We start from the raw sequence: 20,506 nt of genomic DNA, 5'->3' as shown, positions 1-20,506 counted from the left end.
GCCAGCGACGCGACAACGCGCCTGCGAGTGCCCGGCTCCGATGCCCGCCCTCAGGTCAGCCCATATTCCTTGAGCTTCTTGCGCAAGGTCGCCCGGTGAATGCCCAGCATCGCCGCCGCGCGGCTCTGGTTGCCCTCGCAGTGGTTGAGCACTTCGACGAACAACGGGATCTCCATCTCGCGCAACACGATTTCGTAGACGTCGTCCGCATCGCTGCCGTCCAGGTCGCGCAGATAACGGCGGACGGACTGGGCCACGTGTTCGCGCAGAGGCGACTTCGGGGCGCCACGACTGGTGTCAGGACGAGAGGGGGCTGCGTTCAAAGGAGGTTCCCAGTGTCACGAAGCCGGGACGCGTGGCCGGCGAGGGGGAGTGAGTCTAGCGCGTGACCTCAAAGGTCGCCACGCCCATGTGGCCATTCGTTGCACGTCGCGTCGGCTCAACGGAACTCGAAACTGAAGGCAGCGGTGCTCGCGGCCGGTTCGCGGACGGAAAACGCCACCTGCACCGCCTGGCCTGGCGCCAGCGTGTCCTGCGCGGCCGGCGGCTGGCCCAGATACTCGTGTGGCGCCAGCACCCGCGTGCCGATCACCCGCCCATCGGCGTCGGACAGCGACAGCTGCAGCCACGGCCAGGCCTGCGCCCAGCGCGCGTCGTTGCGGAAACTGGCCTGCACCTGCAGTGCACCGGGCACGCCCGGCAACGGGCGCACCTCGCGGTTGAGCAGGGTCAGCGCCGCCGGCTCGCGCCACGCCGGCAACGTGCAGCGCAATGCCTGGCAGGCCGCACCGACCAATGGCCGCCAGTGTGCGTTGGCGGCCAGGTGGGCGCGGTCGGCAATGAGGATCTGCACGGCAAGCACGCCCAGCAGCCCGAACAACACCGCCCACTGCGTTGCGCTGGCACGTAGCCGCGGGCGGCCGAGACCACGTCTTGCGAAAGCGGGCGCGGCGACGGCCGGCGGCCGTTGCGGAAGGTGCGCTGCGGTCGAGGCGCTGGAGGCGGCGACGGCGCCAGCGACCGTTGCGGTGTTGGCGGACGCGTGTTGCGACGCGATCCCGGACGCTGCCCCAGCGTGGACGTCGGATGCGTGATCCACGCCGCGCGCGGCAGGAGGCGTGAGCTGAGCCACCGTCGCTGTGGCCGGGCCCGCGTTGCCTGCGGTGTCCGGGGGCAGGCCATCGGCCGGGGCGGCATTGGCAGCCGGGGCGTGATCGGGCTGCTGCGTGCTCGAGGTGGCCGGCGCTGCGTGCATCGCCGTGGCAGCGGCCGCCGGCCGCGGGTGTTCGCTGCCCTGCGTGGCTGCAGCGCGCGGTGGCGCGGGCGACGGCCAAGCGTCAGCGGAATCGATCTCCGCCGACGCGTCCAGGCCATCGCGACGGGGCGTGGCGGCATCGGTGTGTGGCGGCCTGCCCGCAGGCGTCGCTGGCGCGGCAATGATCGGCGCCAGCGGTGCAGGAGCCGGCTCCTGCGAGGGTGCAGGTGGCAGGTCTGCCGATGGCACCGGCAGCGGCTGTTCCGGCGCGTGGACGGGCGGCACCACCGGCGTTGGAATCAGCGATGGTGCGGCCGGCGTCGCACGCAGGAACGTGGCAAGGGGGCGGCGCGGTGGCGGAGTCTCTGGCATCGGCAGGCGTGCAGCGAGAAGAGCGCTATTCAACCACGTGCACGCCGCTGGGCGAACCCGGGGGGCGCAGCGGCCGCACCCGACACTGCACGCACGCATGCATCGGCCACCGCATCGGTACACCCCAGCCAACGACGCACTCAACGCCGGTTTGCAATTGCCCACCAATCAGACACGCTGCCGTCGATTCCCGATTCCCGATTCCCGATTCCCGATTCCCGATTCCCGATTCCCGATTCCCGATTCAGCGCCTGCGCCGCGTCTTCCCCTCCGCCAGCAATAGATCCAGCAACCCGCTGCGCTGACGCGGTGCCAGCGTGTCGAAACGCGACAGCAGCATGCGTTGCTGGTCGTCCAGGCGGCGATATTGGGCGGGTTCTTCGGCGATGGCCGATACCGGCGGGCCGAACGTGCGCTCACCTCGGCCCGTGGCCAGGTATTCGAAGGCCATGCCGCTGCGCTTGGCCAGCCCGATCAGGTTCTCCACCGACGGCGCGGTGCCTTCGGCCATCTCCCACTGCGCGACCGCGCTGCGCGTCACCCCCAACTCCCCGGCCAGCGCTTCCTGCGTGAGCTTGGTGAGGCTGCGGGCTTCGCGTATTCGCTCGTACAGCTTGCTCACACGGCACCAATGGTGGGGGGACGGGCCGGGAGATATAGCTCTAGAAGCCCTGCTTCATAGTTCGTATTACTTTCATATCGCTCTATGTTTGCGATACTGTCCTGCCGTCAATGACGACAGCATCACAACGAACTCAAGGAGGATGTTCATGGTCGAGCCAGCCACTTCCAAATCCCGTGCCGCGCACTCCGATCCCGCGGCACCAGGGGCTCCACCCACCGCCCCGTGGCCTGCGCATTCGCCATTGGACCCGGGCGTCAGTCGCTTCCACGGCGCGGCGCGCTACCTGGTCTGGCGGCGCAATGCGGACTGGATGGCGGTGCGTGAGGGCATGCACTGGTCAGCTGGACTGGCGCCGCGGAGTTGGGCGCTGCGTTACCGGCACTGGCGGCTGCTGGCTTCGGGCATGCTGTTGTTGGGCCTGGCCGGCGGCGTGACGCTGGCCGGCACGCAGGGGTGGGCGTCCACCGCCTGGGCGGCGCTGCTGCTGGCCGAGCTGGCGTTACGCGTCTATGCCGCCAGACACGCCGGGCGCTGGCGCAACGCGGCCCTGCAGCGCGACGGCTGGCAGGCGGTCACCCGCTTGCGGGCGATCAGCGCGGCCGATGCGTTGACCACCGCGCAGATCCGCGCCGGCCGGCCGGCGCGCTGAGGGTGCAGCGAGTCAGGCGCGGCGCACGCCGTCGATGCGCATCCAGTCTTCGTCGCGTTCGCAGCGCAGTTGCTCAAACCACGGCGCGTAGCGCTGCAGCAACGCGTCCTCCTGGCCGTGCAGGATGCCAGACAGCGCAATCCGCCCGCCCGGCGCCACGCGGGCGGCCAGGGTGTCGGCCAGCGCATCCAGCGCCGAGGCCAGGATGTTGGCCACCACCACCGGGTAGGTCTGCACCGGCTCGTCCTGCGGCAGATGCACGGTCAGTTGCGTCTCCACCGCATTGCGCGCGGCATTGTCGGCGGTGGCCAGCAGCGCCTGCGGGTCGTTGTCCACGCCCACTGCACTGGTCGCGCCCAGCTTCAACGCGGCGACCGCGAGAATGCCGGAGCCGCACCCGAAATCGAGCACGCTGCGGCCCTGCAGCTGGCCGTTGCCAGCCAGGCCGTCCAGCCAGCGCAGGCACAGCGCGGTGGTCGGATGCGTCCCCGAACCGAACGCCAGGCCTGGATCCAGCCGCACCACCGCCGCGTCGGGCGCCTGCGCAGCCTCGGGCAGGTCGTGATTCCACGGCACGATGAAGGTGCGCGTGCCGAATTGCATCGGTTTGAACTGATCCATCCAGGCGCGTTCCCAGTCGTCGTCCTGCACGCTGCGAAACGCCACCTGGCTCCAGTCCAGCCCGGGATCGAACGCTTCCAGCGCGGCCAGCAACACCAGCGCATCGCTGTCGCCATCGAACAGCGCGGTCAGCACCAGCGTGTTCCACAGCGGCGTTTCGCCCACGCCGGGTTCGAGGATGGCGCGCTCGTTGCTGGTATCGGCATCGGCGTCGAGCAGGGTCACCGCCAATGCGCCCACATCGTCCAGCGCATTCTGGAAACGGGGCTGGGTGGCATCGGAGCAGGGCAGGGTCAGTTCAAGAAACGGCATCGTGGCGGCTAGGCAATTCGAAAGCGTGCATCGTAGACCATTCGCGCAGGCGGACTGCTGGGCCGGGGCTTTCTTGCGCTGCGCGTGCCAGTGGGGAATGCCGGGCGGCCACCTCCAGCGCCTGGCGCGAACGTCGATGCGACCCTCGCAGGTCATCCTGCGCCGTGCGTCCGCGCATTGCCGGTTTTCGTCGATGCGGTACCACTGGCAGGGGCATCATGCACGCCGAACCACCAGGGCATGCTGCCAGGAGGGTCAGCGCTCATGTCGCCAGGTGTCGCTGGCGAACCTGGCGGCAACGGTGCATCTGTTGCTGCCGCTGCCGCTATCCCGCGTGGTGGCCGGCAACGATCCGCGCCTGCCGTTGGCGGCCAGTTGCCATGACCGATACGTTGTTGGCATGCCGCGCGCCGTCGGCCGTCTCGCAGACGGGAGGGAGAACCCCGTCTTGCGGTGACGAACATGGGGCGGTGGATCGTGCGCGTCGCTGTCGCGTGCATGCCTGCCTATCCGCGCGCGGGAACACACGGTCACATGAAACACGGCGCAATCGGGTTAGCGTTTCAAGGGCATAAAAAAAGCCCGGTTTCCCGGGCTTTTTCGTGACTTGCGGCTTGCGATCAGACCAGCGCGATCGACTTGTTCTTGCGCTCGGCCAGGCGCTTTTCCAGATAGTGGATGTTCTGCCCACCGGCCTGGAAGCCCTTGTCGCGCATGATGCGCTGCTGCAGCGGGATGTTGGTCTTGATGCCGTCCACCACCATCTCGCTCAGCGCCACGCGCATGCGCGCGATCGCGGTCTCGCGGTCGGGGCCGTGCACGATCAACTTGCCGATCATCGAGTCGTAGTTCGGCGGCACCTTGTAGCCGGCATAGATGTGCGTATCCACCCGCACACCCGGGCCACCGGGCGGATGGAAGGCAGTGATCAGGCCCGGGTTGGGCATGAAGGTTTCCGGGTCTTCGGCGTTGATGCGGCACTCGATCGCATGTCCGCGCAGCACGATGTCGCTCTGCTTGATGCTGAGCTTGTGGCCGGCGGCGATGCGCAGCTGCTCGCACACCAGGTCGATGCCGGTGATGCGCTCGGTCACCGGGTGCTCCACCTGGATACGCGTGTTCATTTCGATGAAGTAGAAGCGCCCGCCTTCGAACAGGAATTCGAAGGTGCCCGCGCCGCGATAGCCGATGCGGATGCAGGCATCCACGCACACCTTGCCGATCTCGGCGCGCAGTTCTTCGGTGATGCCCGGTGCCGGCGCTTCTTCCACCACCTTCTGGTGGCGGCGCTGCATCGAGCAATCGCGTTCGCCCAGATGGATCGCACCGCCCTGGCCATCGGCGAGCACCTGGATTTCCACGTGACGCGGATTTTCCAGGAACTTCTCCATGTAGACCTGATCGTTGCTGAAAGCGGCCTTGGCTTCGGACTTGGTGGTTTCGATCGCAGCCTTCAACGCCGCCTCCGAATGCACCACGCGCATGCCGCGTCCACCGCCGCCGCCGGCGGCCTTGATGATGACCGGGTAGCCGATTTCGCGCGCCACCTTGGTGTTGGCGACGATGTCGTCGCCCAATGGGCCACCCGAGCCGGGCACGCACGGCACGCCGGCGGCCTTCATCGCGCGGATCGCCTCGACCTTGTCGCCCATCAGGCGAATGGTGTCGGCCTTGGGACCAATGAAGATGAAGCCGGATTCTTCCACGCGCTCGGCGAAGTCGGCGTTTTCCGACAGGAAGCCGTAGCCGGGATGGATGGCCTGCGCATCGGTCACCTCGGCCGCGGCGATCAACGCCGGGATGTTGAGGTAACTGTCGCTGGAGGCGGCCGGGCCGATGCACACCGACTCATCGGCCATGGCCACGTGCTTGAGGTTACGGTCGACCGTGGAATGCACCGCGACCGTGCGGATGCCGAGCGTGTGGCACGCGCGCAGGATGCGCAGCGCGATTTCACCTCGGTTGGCGATGACGACTTTATCGAGCATGGGAATAGGGAGTCGAGAATGGGGAATGGGTAGATGCGGGCATCATGCGGCTCCACGTCTGCGTAGGGCGTTCATCAGTGCAGTGAGCTTGGCGAACACCAGGTCGACCTGACGGCGAACGATCTGGTCATCTTCACTGCGGCTGTAACCCAGTCGGGCGGCGATCTGGACTTGCGTGTCCAGTTCTGAAAGCGATCCACGTGCGATGGATAGGAAGCGGGAGTAATCGGGAGTGGAGCGTCGCGCCGCACCTTCGGCCATGTTCGACGGGATGCTGACGGCTGCGCGGCGCAACTGCGCAGTCAGGCCGTAACGCTCCTGTTCGGGAAATACCTCGGTCAGCCGGTAGATCATTTCGACGAGCTCCATGGAATCACGCCATGCGTCCAGACGTTCGTGAGGCCGCTGTGCCGATTCCCGATTCTCCACTCCCGATTCCCTGCAACTCAGCCAATCACAAACAACGGCTGATCGAATTCCACCGGCTGGCCGGTTTCGCCGAGGATGGCCACGACGGTGCCGGAGATGTCGGCTTCGATCGGGTTGAACATCTTCATCGCCTCGATGATGGCCAGGGTGTCGCCGGCCTTGACCTGCTGGCCGACGGTGACGAAGGCCGGCTTGTCCGGCGAAGGCGAGGTGTAGAACGTGCCGACCATCGGCGCGCGCAGCACATGGCCTTCCGGCAACGCAGCGGCCTGCTTGGCACCGCCGGTGGAGGCCTCGGTGGGCGACTGCATCGGCATGGTGGCGGCGGCCGGTGCCTGCGCGACGGGGGCCGGCGCGTACTGCTGCATGGGAGCGCTCATCATGGCCGTGCCCTTGGGCACGCGCGCCAGACGCACGCTTTCTTCGCCTTCCTTGATCTCGATTTCGGCGAGATTGGACTCTTCGAGCAGGTCGATCAGTTTCTTGATTTTGCGGAGATCCATACGGGCCTCATAAGGTGAATCGGTGGGGAGTGCCGGTGGGCACCGGCGGGATGGGGTCAGACGCCCGGCGTGGGCGCCGGTGTCGGTGCTGCAGCTCTCATGCATCGCGCTCCAGTCGCGCGATCACCGCTTCCAGCGCCAGCCGGTAGCTGTCTGCGCCAAAGCCGCTGATCACGCCGTCGGCCTTGTCGCTGAGATAGCTGTGGTGCCGGAACGGCTCGCGCGCATGCGGATTGGACAGGTGGATTTCCACGAACGGCAGACCCACGCCGAGCAGCGCGTCGCGCAGCGCCACCGAGGTGTGGGTGAAGGCGGCCGGGTTGATCAGGATGTAGACCGTACCGTCCTCGCGTGCGGCATGGATGCGCTCCACCAGCACATGCTCGGCATTGGATTGCAGGCAGGCGAGCGTATGCCCGGCCGCCTGCGCGCGGTCGACCAGGGCCGCATCGATCTGCGCCAGCGTGGTGCGTCCGTAGACCTCCGGCTCGCGGGTACCGAGCAGATTGAGGTTGGGGCCATGCAGCAGCAGCAGGTGGGCCATGACATCCAGCAGAGCGGAAAGGCCAGAAGTCTGCGCGATGTGGCCGATGCTGTCCAGATAGGCGAAGTTATGCGTGTTTTAAACGAGCGATTGAAAATGCCCGGTGGTTGCGACCGGTGCGAGTGCTGGTGGGCATCGGGGCAGAACAGGTCCGGTTGCGAAGGTCCTTCGCCTGCCGTGCGTGACGCGGCTGCGCATCGTCATGGAGTCAGACGCGATGCGCTGGGGCGCGGCCACTGGGCGAACGGCCAGGCCGGCAGCGTTGCCGGTCCGGATGCCTGCATCCTCCACTGCTACGTGTCAGGGTTCTGTGCCGCTGCCAGCAGTTCGTCGTTCGCGTCGTTGATCGCGCCACCTCGCGCGATCAACGACGGCCCGGGCGGCATGCTGGGGCAGTGGGTGAGGTGGAGTGTCGCAAGTCCCGCCGCCAGCGATGCCGCCGGTCGCCGCTGGCGTGTCTGCCGGGACCACAAACCGCAAGCGGATGCTCGCCGTCGGTCGCCGGATCAGCTTGCGCTCCGCAGCGGCAACGCCGCCACGGAAACAATCTAAATCAGTGCAGCGCCATGCGTAGCCTGGGTGTCGTTGCCCGGGTTGGTGTGCCGCTCTCGATGCTGTCGTAGAGCACCACATCCTTGCCCGCATCTCGAAACCCGGCTCACCGCGCCGCCCGCAGCAACGCATCCTCGGTAATCGCATTGGTCAGCACCGTGGGCAGGATCGCCGGCGGTGCGCCTGGGCCGTAGACCACATAGAGCGGCACGCCGACCGCCTGGTGCTGGTCGAGGAAGGTGCTGATGGCCGGGTCGACATTGGTCCAGTCGCCTTTCATGTAGACCGCATCGACGCGGCGCAGCGCGTCGCGGAACTCGGCGCCGCCAAGCACGTTGCGTTCGTTGGCCTTGCAGGTCACGCACCAGTCGGCGGTCATGTTGACGAACACCACGCGATTGTCGGCGCGCAGGCGATCCAGCAGTTGCGGCGAGAACGTGGCCGCGCCTTCGGTGGCGACAGCCGCCGGCAGGCGCAGGCGGGTAACCGCAACCACCGGCACCAGGGCCAGTACCAGCATCACCGCAGCCAGGCTCATGCCCAGGCGGTGGCTGTTCCAGCGGCTGCGCTCGAAGCACCACAGGCCCAAGGCGAGCAGGGTGGTGCCGACCAGCATCACGGCCAGCGCATCCACGCCGCGCTGCTTGCCCAGCACCCACAGCAGCCAGATCGCGGTGAGATACATCGGGAACGCCAGTACCTGCTTGAGCGTTTCCATCCACGCGCCGGGCGTGGGCAGGCGCCGCGCCAGCGAGGGAATGAAACCGATCAGCAGGAACGGCAGCGCCAGGCCCAGGCCCAGCGCCAGGAACACCAGCATGGCCAGCAGCGCAGGCGCAGTGAACGCATACGCCAGTGCGGTGCCCATGAACGGGGCGATGCAGGGGCTGGCCACCACGCAGGCCAGCACGCCGGTGAAGAAATCGCCCAGCGGACCATTGCGCGCGGCCAGCGACTGGCCGATGCCGCCCAGATTGCTGCCCAGCGTAAACACACCCGACAGGCTCAGGCCCACCGCGAACATCAGGTATGCCAGCGCGGCGACGAACCACGGCTGCTGCAGCTGGAACCCCCAGCCGGCGGCCTGGCCGGCGGCGCGCAAGCCGATCACCAGCCCGCCGACCGCCGCAAACGACACCAGCACGCCGAGCGAATACCAGATCGCGTGGCTGCGCGCGTGGCTGCGGCTTTCGCCGCTGTGCGCCAGGCCCAGCACTTTCAGCGACAGGATCGGCAACACGCAGGGCATCAGGTTCAACACCAGTCCGCCGAGCATCGCCAGCACCAGCATCGCCAGCAGGCCCTGTTCGGTCTGCGGTGGCTGGGTGCGTTGCGGGTTCTCGGCCGAGGCGTCTGCGGCGGGACTGGTGCCGGCGGCGGGCGTTGGCGCAGGCGCGGGTTCGACCGGCGCCTGTCCAGCTGCCAGCGGCGAGATCATCAGCGGTGCGGCCTGCGCCTGGTTCTGCGGCGACACCGTGCCGGCCGGCAATTCCAGTGCCACGCGGCGGGTCATCGGCGGGTAGCAGATGCCGTCGGTCTGGCAGCCCTGGAAGGTGGCCACCAGCGTGACGCGTGCCGGATCGGGGCGCTCGCGCAGCAGCGGCAAGGTGACTTCGGCCTGGTCGAAATACACCACCACATCGCCGAAGTGTTCGTCGCGGTGCGCTTTGCCTTGCGGCCAGCGCGGCAGCCCGGTGCGTACGCCGCTGGCGCCTTCCAGCGCCAGCGAGGTGCGGTCGCGGTAGATGTAATAACCGGGGGCGGGAGTGAAGCGCAGCAGCAGGCTGTTGCCATCGCCGACGATGGCTTCGAAGGTGAATGCCTGCTCGGCGGGCAACGGCAGCGCGTCCACGCCAGTGCCCTGGCCGGCGCTGCCGAACAGGCGCGGGCCTGCCGGTGCGCGTGGCACCAGCGCGCCCAGGTTCTCGCGTTGCGCTGAGGGGGACGCGGCGGTGGGCAGGGTGACGCGCAGTTCGCGGCGTTGCGGCGGGTAGCATACGCCGGCATCGGCGCAGCCCTGGTATTGCACCTGCAGCACGGCGGTCTGCACCCCCGGCTCGGCCTTGCCGGCCAGCGTGGCCTGCAGTTGCTGGCGGTAGGTCTGCACCTGGCCGAAGAACTCGTCGCGCTTGCTCTCGCCTTCCGGCAACGTGAGTTCGCCGGCGGTAAACCCCTGCCCGGATTTGACGCTGATGCGGTGGCGATACAGGTAATAGCCCGGCGCGATCTTCCAGCGCAGCGCGATGCTGTCGCGGCTGGCGGCAGTGGCGCTCAGCGTAAAGGCCTGATCCACCGGCAGCAGGTCGGCTTCGGTGACTGCGGCGCGCGCCGGCAGCGGTGCCACCAGCGTCGGCGCAGCGACGAATAACGGTGCGGCCAGCAGTGCGCAGCGGGCGATCCAGCGGGACAGAGACTTCATGGACGTCAGGATTCCTTGCGGGTTTCGGCCCGGACCCAATCGAGATAGGCCGGCAGCCCGGCGCTGGCTTGGACAGCGACGGCCTCCGGCAGTTCATACGGATGCAGGGCCTGCAGCCGCGCGATGGCGTCGGGCAGGCGATCTTCCCAGGTCTTGATCAGCAGCAGGACTTCCTGGCTGCGCGTGATCGCGCCGTTCCAGCGGTACAGCGACTGCGCGCCGGGCAGCTGGGTGACGCAGGCGGCCAGCCGCGCGTCGAGCAGGGCGTGCGCGATGCGATCGGCACTGTCGGCATCCGGACAGGTGCTGAACAACACATGGAGGGGCGGGGTACTCATCGTAGCGCGGCAGTGTAATCCCCCTGCTCGCGCAGGATCGAGCCGGCATTCCGGAATAGGGCGTTGACTTCGCCCGGCGGTCGTCCCGCCGTCGCCGCAGCTGGGACACCGACGTCGGAGTAGCGCAACGCAGATGCCGATGCTCGGGCGGCCCTGCGCGCGGGCGTGCAAGGTGCGCGAGCGGTGACAACGCTGCAGGCGCGAGGCTGCATGCGCGGGAGGGCAGACGTTGCGCAATGGCCGCAGGCGTTGCGCGACCAGGACGCGGGTGTGATCGTCGCTCAGGCCAGCGGCAGCGGCCACATCCTCCGGCCCGACGCAGCACGCGCCGGGCCGGGTGAGCTCAGTTGGCCAACTGGCAGCTGGCCGGCTTGGCCGAGGTGAACAGCCCGGAGGTGGCCCATTCGGGGTGGTCGACGAACGGGTTGCGGTTGCCCTGGAAGCTGAAGATCACCTCGTTGCGGGCGCGCTCGGCGTCGTCCGGCGGGTCTGCCTGGTGCCAGGCCAGCAGCGTGGACAGCAGGCCCATGTAGGCCGGCGAGGCGGAGGTCTTGACGATCTTGCTGCGGTCGTCGGTGAGCTCCAGGTCTGGCTCGGACTGGCCGGTCGCGGCATCGGCGCCGCCTTCATAGCGGATGGCCATGTACATCACCGCGCGCGCCATGTCGCCCTTGCGCTTGCCCCACACCTCGAAGGTGCCGCCATTGCCGTCGGGCGTGAGCACCCAGTTGGAATTGCCCGGGTAACGCCCGCTGCCGCCGCCACTGCCGTCGTTGACCTCGGTCGCGCGCTCGCCGCAGCCGCTGGTGCAGGTGGCGTAGGGCTTGTTGCCACGGTCGGCGTTGAAGGCGGTGTCGGTCAGATACAGCATGTGGGTATCGGTGTAGGGCGCGTACGGCAGGCCCTTGTCGCCGCTGGCGCTGCCGAAGCCCAGCGAGTTGGGCCAGGTGTGCTCGCGGTTATAGGTGAGCCCGCTGCCGGTGCCGGCCCGGTCGCTGCCCTTGGCGTAGCTGCGGTTGCGGTAGGCGTCCAGGATCCGGCCGCTGTTGTTGGGATCCTCGTCGGCCATCTCCAGGATGGTCCAGGTGCTGGTGCCCGAGCCGCTGTACGGATACACGGTGTGGCCCTTGATGACCGTATGCAGCGAGCAGCGCAACTGGCCGGCATTGGCGGTATTGACCCGCGAGTAGTAGCCGGTGCCGCCGCCGCTGGCCGTGGCCACGGTGAAGGCGATGGCCTGGTTGGCGGCCGGGCTCAGCCCGCTGGCATCGCGGATGGCGCTGGCAGTGATGGCCAGGCTGCAACGCTCGCCACCGACCAGGGCGGTGTTGGTGGACAGGCTGAAGCGGGTGCCGCTGGTGGGATAGCTCAGCGGCACGCTGCCGGAGCTGGCGCAACTCAGCGCGAAGGCGCCACTGCTCAGCGTCACCGACTCGCTGAAGTCCACTGCCAGATCGCCCGCAGCCGGAAAGCCGGTTGCGCCCTGGGTCGGGGTGGTGCTGGTGATCGACGGTGCCGCGCCGGTTTCGCCGCCACCGCCGCTGCCATTGAAGGTCTGGCCGCGATTGCAGGCGCCAAACGTCTGCGCCGACGAGCCGGCCCAGCTGAAGTTGGCCGCGCTGCTGCCGGTGCCGGTCAATTGCAGCGAACTGCCGACCGCGCTGTTGTTGCTCTCGCTGACCGGCAGGTTCTGGCTGGTGACGCCGGCGGCCGGGCCGCCGCTGCCGGTGATGCTGCCTTCGTAGCTGAGGAACTGCACCAGCTGCCCGCTCGGGTCCACCAGCGCCACACCGTCGTTGGGCCCGTTCTGCACGCCGTTGCTGGCGTAGCTGACCGTGGCCACGCGCGCCTGGCTGCCGCAGCTGACCAGGCTGCCGGCCGGCACCGCCGTGTTGGCATAGACCGTGGCCGCGCCCGGCGTGCTGCCGTTGTAGAGATAAATGCGGTAGCCGCTCAGCGATTCGCCGGCAGTGGCCACCACTTCCACCGCTTCGCCGCTGTCGCCGGAGGCGCCCGCGTCGTCGTAGTGCAGTTCGTTGATGAAGACCGCCGCGTGGGCGGTGGGGACGACCAGCGCGATGGCGCAGGTCAGCGGAAGAACGTGGGCCAGCAACCTCATCGACAGCTCCTTGTGATCGGGGTAGTGCGGTCCCGACTCTAGAGCCTGTGCATGACAATCGATGGAACCTGGTTCCACTTTTAGGTCAACCGACACGCACGGCTGCGCGCACGGCCGGGCGTGTGCAGGCTGTTGGCCCGGTGCGCAATGCACCGCGCCGCCATGTCGGTTCGGAGCGCGCGATGCGCGCCTGTGCCGACGGGCGCTGCGCAGGATTGTGTCGCTGCCCGTCGCTGCCGGCTCGGGCTGACCGGCGAAAAAGTTTTATCGCCAGCCCTTGAAAGCGGCCCACGCAGCACAATCTCTGGCCCGCACCCGCTCTGTCGGGTTTTTTCCGCGCGCTGTGCTGGCAGTCGTCACATACGAGTGCTAACATCGCCGATAATTTCCAGACCAATCAAACACTTAAGAGGGTCTTTCTCTATGAGCATCAAGCCGCTTCACGACCGCGTTGTAGTCAAGCCGATCGAAGCCGACGAAGTTTCCGCCGGCGGCATCGTGATCCCGGACTCCGCCAAGGAAAAGTCCACCAAGGGTGAAGTCGTCGCCATCGGCGCCGGCAAGCCCCTGGACAACGGCAGCCTGCGCGCGCCGGTGGTCAAGGTTGGCGACAAGGTCATCTACGGCCAGTACGCCGGCAGCAGCTACAAGTCCGAAGGCGTCGAGTACAAGGTGCTGCGCGAAGACGACATCCTGGCGGTCATCGGCTGATCAGGCGCTATGCGCCGGGAATCGGGAGTTGGGAATCGGGAATGGGCAAAGCGGCTAACGCCCTTCGCCATCCCACCCCGCCCCGATTCACGCTGTTGATCTACCGATTCCACATTCCCTATTCCCCATTTCCGGAGTTACATACAAATGGCTGCTAAAGACATTCGTTTCGGTGAAGACGCACGTACCCGCATGGTTCGTGGCGTCAACGTTCTCGCCAATGCCGTCAAGGCAACCCTGGGCCCGAAGGGCCGCAACGTCGTGCTCGAGAAGAGCTTCGGCGCGCCGACCATCACCAAGGACGGCGTCTCCGTCGCCAAGGAAATCGAACTGGCTGACAAGTTCGAGAACATGGGCGCGCAGATGGTGAAGGAAGTCGCGTCGCGCACCAACGACAACGCCGGCGACGGCACCACCACCGCCACCGTGCTGGCCCAGGCCCTGATCCGCGAAGGCGCCAAGGCCGTGGCCGCCGGCATGAACCCGATGGATCTGAAGCGCGGTATCGACCAGGCCGTCAAGGCCGCCGTCATCGAGCTGAAGAACATCTCCAAGCCCACCACCGACGACAAGGCGATCGCCCAGGTCGGCACGATCTCGGCCAACTCGGACGAATCGATCGGCAACATCATTGCCGAAGCGATGCAGAAGGTCGGCAAGGAAGGCGTGATCACCGTCGAAGAAGGCTCGGGCCTGGAAAACGAGCTGGACGTGGTCGAGGGCATGCAGTTCGATCGCGGCTACCTCTCCCCGTACTTCATCAACAACCAGCAGAGCCAGTCGGCCGATCTGGACGACCCGTTCATCCTGCTGCACGACAAGAAGATCTCCAACGTGCGCGACCTGCTGCCCGTGCTGGAAGGCGTGGCCAAGGCCGGCAAGCCGTTGCTGATCGTCGCTGAAGAAGTCGAAGGCGAAGCGCTGGCGACGCTGGTGGTCAACACCATCCGCGGCATCGTCAAGGTCGTGGCCGTCAAGGCACCGGGCTTCGGCGACCGTCGCAAGGCGATGCTGGAAGACATGGCCGTGCTGACCGGCGGCACCGTGATCTCCGAGGAAGTGGGCCTGGCGCTGGAGAAGGCCACGATCAAGGACCTGGGCCGCGCGAAGAAGGTGCAGGTCTCCAAGGAGAACACCACCATCATCGACGGCGCCGGCGACTCGGCCGCGATCGAAGCCCGCGTTGGCCAGATCAAGACCCAGATCGAGGACACCTCGTCCGATTACGACCGTGAGAAGCTGCAGGAACGCGTGGCCAAGCTGGCCGGCGGCGTTGCCGTGATCAAGGTCGGCGCTTCGACCGAAATCGAAATGAAGGAAAAGAAGGCCCGCGTCGAAGACGCCCTGCACGCCACCCGTGCAGCCGTCGAAGAAGGTGTGGTCCCGGGCGGCGGTGTGGCCCTGGTGCGTGCGCTGGTGGCCGTCGGTAACCTGACCGGTGCCAACGAAGACCAGACCCACGGCATCCAGATCGCCCTGCGCGCGATGGAAGCCCCGCTGCGCGAAATCGTGGCCAATGCCGGCGAAGAGCCGTCCGTGATCCTGAACAAGGTCAAGGAAGGCACCGGCAACTACGGCTACAACGCCGCCAACGGCGAGTTCGGCGACATGGTCGAGTTCGGCATCCTGGACCCGACCAAGGTCACCCGTTCGGCGCTGCAGAACGCAGCCTCGATCGCCGGCCTGATGATCACCACCGAAGCCATGGTGGCCGATGCGCCGAAGAAGGACGAGCCGGCGATGCCCGGCGGCGGCGGTGGCATGGGCGGCATGGGCGGCATGGATTTCTGATCCAGCCCCATCGGTTGTTGCCTCAAAAAAGGACCCCGCCGAAAGGCGGGGTTTTTTTGTGCGCGGGGCGGCGGAACACGCCTGCGACGCGTGGCCTGCCGCAATGGCGCGCGGGCTTCGGGCACCTGACGGACCCAAGCGTGTCGGCACTGTCGCGCCTGCAAGGCCGTCATCCGGCGCACAGTTGCATGACAGCCCCTTGACACCGATGTCATAGCGGTCATAGCGTCGCAGGGCAGGCGCTTGCGCCGCGCGGTAGGGGGCCGCCGGACAAGGGGCAGCGATGCAGTGCATCGCTGGCGGGCGTCGTTGCAGCGCATTGCCACGCCGGCCATGGCCGGCTTCTCCCGGGGATCTTATGAACTGCCGCAGTCATCGCCTTGCCTTGTCGATTTCCTTGTCCCTTGTCCTGACCGCCGCCGCTGCCGCCGCGCCGTCGGCCGTTGCCCAGCAAACCGAGCCGGAGTCGCCACGCGCCACCTCCACCCTGGATGCGGTCAGCGTCACCGGCTCGCGTATCAAGCGCGCACAGGTCGAAGGCGCGCAGCCGGTGGTCACCATCTCCGCGCAGCAGATCCAGCAGGAAGGGTTTGCCACCGTCTACGACGTGCTCAACAGCATGAATCAGCAGGGCTCGGTGGAAGCCGATACGCAATGGGGCTCGCACACACCCAACGCCTCGCCGATCAATCTGCGCGACCTCGGGCCGGGCCGTACCCTGCTGCTGGTCAACGGCCACCGCGTGGCCGATTACCCGCTGCCGTACGGCGGCGAAAGCAACTTCTCCAACTACAGCAATATCCCGTCCGCGGCGGTGGAGCGCATCGAGATCCTCACCGGCGGCGCCTCGGCGATCTACGGCTCGGACGCGGTGGCCGGCGTGGTCAACGTGATCCTCAAGCGCGACTACCAGGGCGACCAGGTGCGGCTGCGTGGCGGCACCGCCACTGAAGGTGGGCGCGACAGCTTCGACGTGTCGTGGGCAGGTGGGCGCACCGGCGAGAACTGGAGCCTGACCTACGCACTGCAGGCCACCCGGCGCGATCCGTTGAGCGGGCGCGACCGCCCCAAAATGGACGACTCCGACGACATGTCCTATTCCAACTGGACCGGCCAGAACCGACTGTACGGCTTCAATCCGTTCACTGGTTTGAGCCTGGTCGATGCCAACACCAACCAGCGCCTGGCGCCGCCGGCCGGCACCTGCGCGCGCTTCGGCGGCGAGTTCGTCGATGCGCAGCGGCTCAGCTACGACCAGAACAGCGGCGCGCTGACCAACGCCGGCAATTACTGCGGCGTGGCGCGCGATTACGGCGACTGGGGCCTGGTCACCGGCAGCGAGGATTATTCGGCCTATCTCTACGGCACCTGGAAGTTCGGCGAACACACCGAAGCCTGGGCCACGCTGTCGGCCAACCGCAGCATCGGGCGCTGGACCTACGACCCGCCGTACGCGTATCTGGGCCCGTTCCAGGACGCGGCCACCGGGCGCTCGTTGAACCTGATCCGTCAGCTCACCCGGCGCGAAGCCGGCGGCTGGGACCGGCTGGCCAACTACAACAAGGAACAGTCCTGGGATCTGAGCGCCGGCTTGCGCGGGGTCTGGGCCGACCGCTTCGATTGGGAGTTGAGCGTGGGCCGCTCGCGCTACACCGTGGACGAATACATCCGCACCGTGGATACCGCGCGTGCCACCGCTTATTTCCTCGGCAGCCCGCTTGGCACCGGCGCCGATGGCAACCCGATCTACGCGATCAACGAAGCGCGCCTGTATGCGCCGCTGTCGTCGAACCAATACGACGACCTGGTCGCCAAATCGCACAACGCCGCGTATTCGTGGGTGAATCAGGCCAGTTTCAGCCTCAGTGGCGATCTGGTGCAGGGCTGGGCCGGACCGATCCGCTTCGCCACCGTGGCCGAAGTGGCCAAGCAGGGCTATCAACTGTCGCCGGACCCGTGCGCCAACGCGTGCTACCCGGTGGACGTGGTCGATAGCGGCGGCGGCGAACGCGTGCGCAGCTCGGCCGGCCTGGAATTCCAGATCCCGTTGCTGTCCACGTTGAGCGCGAATGTGGCCGGTCGCTACGACCGCTATGGCAACTATCGCTCGTCGGCCGCCATCGCCACCGATGTCGGCACGCAAAGCGATACCACCTGGAGCGCCGGGCTGGAATGGCGCCCGGTCGAGAGCCTGTTGTTGCGCAGCACGCTGGCCACCAGCTTCCGCGCGCCGGACATGCATTACGTGCTCGGCGAACCCAGCTCCACCAACCAGACCGTGATCGATCAGTACCGCTGCATTGCCAGCGGCGCGTCCGTCACCGGCGGCTGCAACGACGAGAACAACAACATCTACTACACCGTAGATGTGAATCGGCGCGGCACCCCGGATCTACGCTCGGAAACCGGCCGCTCGTTCACCGGCGGGGTGGTGTGGGACATCGCGCAAGGGCTGTCGCTGAGTGTGGATTACTACCGCATCCAGCTGGAGGAAATGATCAAGGATCTGGACCGCGACGAGATCCTGTCCGCCGAAGCCGGCTGCCGCACCGGCACCACCGTCAGCGGCGGTGCCTGGAACAATCCCGGCGGTGCGGGCTATTGCGACACCATCACCTCGCGGGTGCTGCGCAATGCCGATGGCACCATCGCCAGCATCGAGCGCGGCCCGATCAACCTGGCGCAGATGGAAACCTCCGGCATCGACGCTGCGCTGAAATATCGCCTTGCCACCGCCGGCTGGGGCAACTTCCAGTTGTCGCTGGACTACAACAACCTGCTCGCCTATCGCGAGCAGATCTACCGCACCGACAGCGACGAAAACCGCCGCGACGAACGCGTGCGCAGCCGCGTGCGCGGCAGCGTGCATTGGGACAACGGCGGCGCCTGGGACTGGACGGTGTACTTCCGCCGGCTCGGCTCGATGCGCGCGGTCAACTGGGGCACCTGCGCGCGCTTCGACGATGGCTACCAGCCCAGCGCGTCGGACCAATGCCTGGTGACCGACACCGCCAACGTGCATCTTGGCGAAACCAGCAAGCGCTACTTTGGCCGCGTGGGCCCGGCGATCTACTGGAACCTCAGCACCGGCTACAAGATCACCGACCACGCCAAGGTCAACTTCTACGTCAACAACGTGTTCAACGAAGTGGGTTACGAGAACAAGGAGCGCTTCTACGGCTACGGCTTCTACAACACCACCTTGTTCAACCCGATCGGCCGCGAAGTGGCGGCAGAGTATGTGTTTACGTTCTGATTGAACTTGGCGGCCGCATCGCACGTCACGGATTAGCGCCGTGGCGTGTGGTGCAGTGTGGAGGTGGGGGCGATACATGCAGACATGCTTGCTGAAACAATATATGAAACGATTTTTTGCCCAGGGATGATTCCCATGTGGCTGATTTATATGAAATTTAAGCGATTTTTAGGGCGCCTGAGCGCTGAGTCATGAAACGATACTCGCAGGGTGCACGGCATAGAGAGCGCTTGCGGAAATACAAGGGCCGGGCTGGTTTAAACGTCTCTGTCCGCAGTGATGTTTCGACATCAGATTGGCCCGGTCGATATCGAAGTCGAGGTTAAAAAAAAGCGTGTCCAGCTGCATCGAGCGCAGCCGAATCAGCCGCTTGTTCGGCATGCTGAGCGTTCGAGTCGAACCCGATCGCATGCATCTCAGGACAATGCAAATCGCGGCAATGTCATCAGGTCCATGAAGCCTTTTGGGGGCGATACATTTGCGCGGAAACGGTCAGCGCGGGTCTAACAGCAGCCGGCATGCTCCTGCCCGATGACATCGCTGCAACGTTCCGTTGCCGATGAAACAGTGGCAGCGTCGAAACGCGCGTGTTATCAATGCATCCAATGAACGCACCCCGCAGCCCGTTTTATTTTTGGTACTACGGTTTTCCGATGCCGCTGGCGGAGGACGGATTGCGCTCACCCTGAAGGAAACTTCAGCAGCATTCCCGAAAAGCCGCCAGCGCACACTGGCGGCTTTTTTGTTGCCGCCTCGCCTGGCATCCCTGATGCAACACCGCCCACCGAGACACTGTTATGCCGCCTGTGACCGATGACCTGCGTATCCGCAAGATCGAAGCCCTTGCACCGCCCTCGCAGCTGCTGTCGCTGCTGCCCTGCGACGAGCGTGCCTCCGAAACCGTGACCACTGCGCGTGCCGCGCTGCACGAGATCCTGCATGGCCGCGACGACCGCCTGACGGTGGTGATCGGGCCCTGCTCGATCCACGACCCGGTCGCGGCGATGGACTACGCGCACCGCCTACGCCCGCTGCGCGAGCAGTTCGGCGACGCGCTGGAGATCGTGATGCGGGTGTACTTCGAAAAGCCGCGCACCACCATCGGCTGGAAGGGCCTGATCAACGACCCGGACCTGGATGGCAGCTTCCAGATCAACAAGGGCCTGCGGGTGGCGCGCGGCCTGCTGCGCGACATCAACAACCTTGGCCTGCCGGCCGGCGTGGAATTTCTCGACATCATCTCGCCGCAGTACATCGCCGACCTGGTGGCCTGGGGCGCGATCGGCGCGCGGACCACCGAAAGCCAGGTGCATCGCGAAATGGCCTCCGGGTTGTCGTGCCCGGTGGGCTTCAAGAACGGCACCGGTGGCGACGTCAAGATTGCGGTGGACGCGGTGGGCGCAGCCTCGCACCCGCATCATTTCCTTGCGGTGACCAAGGACGGCCACACTGCCGTGGCGGCGACGGCGGGCAACCCGGATTGCCACGTGATTCTGCGTGGCGGCAAGGTGCCCAACTTCGATGCGGCCAATGTGGAATCGGCCAGCCAGGTGCTCACTAAATCCGGCTTGCCGGCGCGCCTGATGATCGACGCCAGCCACGCCAACAGCGGCAAGAATCCTGAGAACCAGCCCAAGGTCATCGACGACATCGCCAGGCAGCTGGAAGGCGGCGAGACACGCATCGTCGGCGTCATGGTGGAGAGTCATCTGGTCGGTGGACGTCAGGAATTGGTGCCGGGCTGCGCACTGACTTACGGCCAGAGCATCACTGACGGCTGCCTGGATTGGGACGCCTCGGTGCAGGTGCTGGAGCGCTTGGCGACAGCGGTGCGTACGCGTCGCGCAAGGCGGATTGCCGAAGCGGCGTGAGTGCCGAGAGCCTCTCTCCTGCACGGCGACAAGGCACTGCTGTGCGCATCCCTGGCACACGTGCCCTGGAGTCCCGCGCCGCAAGCGCGGGCGGGGACCCGCAGCGGAGGACCGCGGCGAGGGCACGGAAGCGAAGCCACGCAGGAAGGCT

Annotated in this window: 16 protein-coding genes; 5 read left to right on the top strand and 11 right to left on the bottom strand. The window is 66.7% G+C overall.

The annotated features are described in order from the left end of the window. Positions 1–50 precede the first annotated feature (50 nt). The 3 genes from fis to GGR62_RS10270 form a co-directional block, all read right to left on the bottom strand. Positions 51–323 carry a DNA-binding transcriptional regulator Fis gene (gene fis, locus GGR62_RS10280; protein WP_002804983.1) on the bottom strand — a complete coding sequence of 91 codons (273 nt, stop codon included), beginning with the start codon at positions 321–323 and terminating at the stop codon, positions 51–53. A 116-nt stretch (positions 324–439) separates the two neighbouring features. Beyond that, positions 440–1,627: a DUF3426 domain-containing protein gene (locus GGR62_RS10275; protein ID WP_184407809.1), complete on the bottom strand. Its 1,188-nt coding sequence runs from the start codon at positions 1,625–1,627 to the stop codon at positions 440–442. 244 nt (positions 1,628–1,871) lie between these two features. Next, positions 1,872–2,249, bottom strand: coding sequence for a helix-turn-helix domain-containing protein (locus GGR62_RS10270; protein ID WP_184407808.1), 378 nt, complete (start codon positions 2,247–2,249; stop codon positions 1,872–1,874). Between the two features lie 148 nt (positions 2,250–2,397). Between GGR62_RS10270 and GGR62_RS10265 the strand changes: the two genes are divergently transcribed. Beyond that, positions 2,398–2,901, top strand: coding sequence for a hypothetical protein (locus GGR62_RS10265; RefSeq protein ID WP_184407807.1), 504 nt, complete (start codon positions 2,398–2,400; stop codon positions 2,899–2,901). A gap of 12 nt (positions 2,902–2,913) precedes the next feature. Here the strand turns inward: GGR62_RS10265 and prmA are convergent, their stop codons facing one another. The 8 genes from prmA to GGR62_RS10225 all read right to left on the bottom strand — a co-directional run bounded on the left by prmA (position 2,914) and on the right by GGR62_RS10225 (position 12,726). Further along, positions 2,914–3,834, bottom strand: a complete 921-nt coding sequence (prmA, locus tag GGR62_RS10260; protein ID WP_184407806.1) for a 50S ribosomal protein L11 methyltransferase — start codon at positions 3,832–3,834, stop codon at positions 2,914–2,916. Positions 3,835–4,454: 620 nt separating this feature from the next. Then, positions 4,455–5,822 carry an acetyl-CoA carboxylase biotin carboxylase subunit gene (accC, locus tag GGR62_RS10255; protein WP_184407805.1) on the bottom strand — a complete coding sequence of 456 codons (1,368 nt, stop codon included), beginning with the start codon at positions 5,820–5,822 and terminating at the stop codon, positions 4,455–4,457. Between the two features lie 42 nt (positions 5,823–5,864). Continuing rightward, positions 5,865–6,191 (bottom strand): four helix bundle protein, encoded by a 327-nt coding sequence (locus tag GGR62_RS10250; protein WP_221229130.1) that lies wholly within the window; start codon positions 6,189–6,191, stop codon positions 5,865–5,867. A gap of 77 nt (positions 6,192–6,268) precedes the next feature. Next, positions 6,269–6,754 (bottom strand): acetyl-CoA carboxylase biotin carboxyl carrier protein, encoded by a 486-nt coding sequence (gene accB / locus GGR62_RS10245; RefSeq protein WP_184407803.1) that lies wholly within the window; start codon positions 6,752–6,754, stop codon positions 6,269–6,271. A 97-nt stretch (positions 6,755–6,851) separates the two neighbouring features. After that, the gene (aroQ, locus tag GGR62_RS10240) at positions 6,852–7,298 is read right to left on the bottom strand and encodes a type II 3-dehydroquinate dehydratase (RefSeq protein ID WP_184407802.1); all 447 of its coding nucleotides are present in this window, start codon (positions 7,296–7,298) and stop codon (positions 6,852–6,854) included. Positions 7,299–7,956: 658 nt separating this feature from the next. After that, positions 7,957–10,269 (bottom strand): protein-disulfide reductase DsbD, encoded by a 2,313-nt coding sequence (locus tag GGR62_RS10235; protein ID WP_184407801.1) that lies wholly within the window; start codon positions 10,267–10,269, stop codon positions 7,957–7,959. Between the two features lie 5 nt (positions 10,270–10,274). Beyond that, complete coding sequence (cutA, locus tag GGR62_RS10230; protein WP_184407800.1) at positions 10,275–10,607, bottom strand: divalent-cation tolerance protein CutA; 333 nt, start codon at positions 10,605–10,607, stop codon at positions 10,275–10,277. A 343-nt stretch (positions 10,608–10,950) separates the two neighbouring features. Next, entirely contained in the window at positions 10,951–12,726 is a 1,776-nt protein-coding gene (locus tag GGR62_RS10225) for an endonuclease (RefSeq protein ID WP_184407799.1), read from the bottom strand. 423 nt (positions 12,727–13,149) lie between these two features. On the opposite strand from GGR62_RS10225, the gene GGR62_RS10220 reads away from it, so the two are divergent. The 4 genes from GGR62_RS10220 (at position 13,150) to GGR62_RS10205 (ending at position 20,355) form a co-directional block, all read left to right on the top strand. Further along, positions 13,150–13,437 (top strand): co-chaperone GroES, encoded by a 288-nt coding sequence (locus GGR62_RS10220; RefSeq protein ID WP_003483210.1) that lies wholly within the window; start codon positions 13,150–13,152, stop codon positions 13,435–13,437. A gap of 147 nt (positions 13,438–13,584) precedes the next feature. Next, positions 13,585–15,228 carry a chaperonin GroEL gene (gene groL / locus GGR62_RS10215; protein WP_184407798.1) on the top strand — a complete coding sequence of 548 codons (1,644 nt, stop codon included), beginning with the start codon at positions 13,585–13,587 and terminating at the stop codon, positions 15,226–15,228. 358 nt (positions 15,229–15,586) lie between these two features. Next, positions 15,587–18,484 (top strand): TonB-dependent receptor, encoded by a 2,898-nt coding sequence (locus GGR62_RS10210; RefSeq protein ID WP_260305793.1) that lies wholly within the window; start codon positions 15,587–15,589, stop codon positions 18,482–18,484. A 797-nt stretch (positions 18,485–19,281) separates the two neighbouring features. Further along, positions 19,282–20,355 carry a 3-deoxy-7-phosphoheptulonate synthase gene (locus tag GGR62_RS10205; protein WP_184407797.1) on the top strand — a complete coding sequence of 358 codons (1,074 nt, stop codon included), beginning with the start codon at positions 19,282–19,284 and terminating at the stop codon, positions 20,353–20,355. The last annotated feature ends 151 nt before the right edge of the window (positions 20,356–20,506 follow it).

This window comes from Xanthomonas sp. 3075, from assembly GCF_014197275.1.
GTDB lineage: Bacteria > Pseudomonadota > Gammaproteobacteria > Xanthomonadales > Xanthomonadaceae > Xanthomonas > Xanthomonas campestris_B.
Note: the sequence above shows the minus strand (reverse complement) of the source record. Positions and strands in the feature narration are given on the sequence as shown.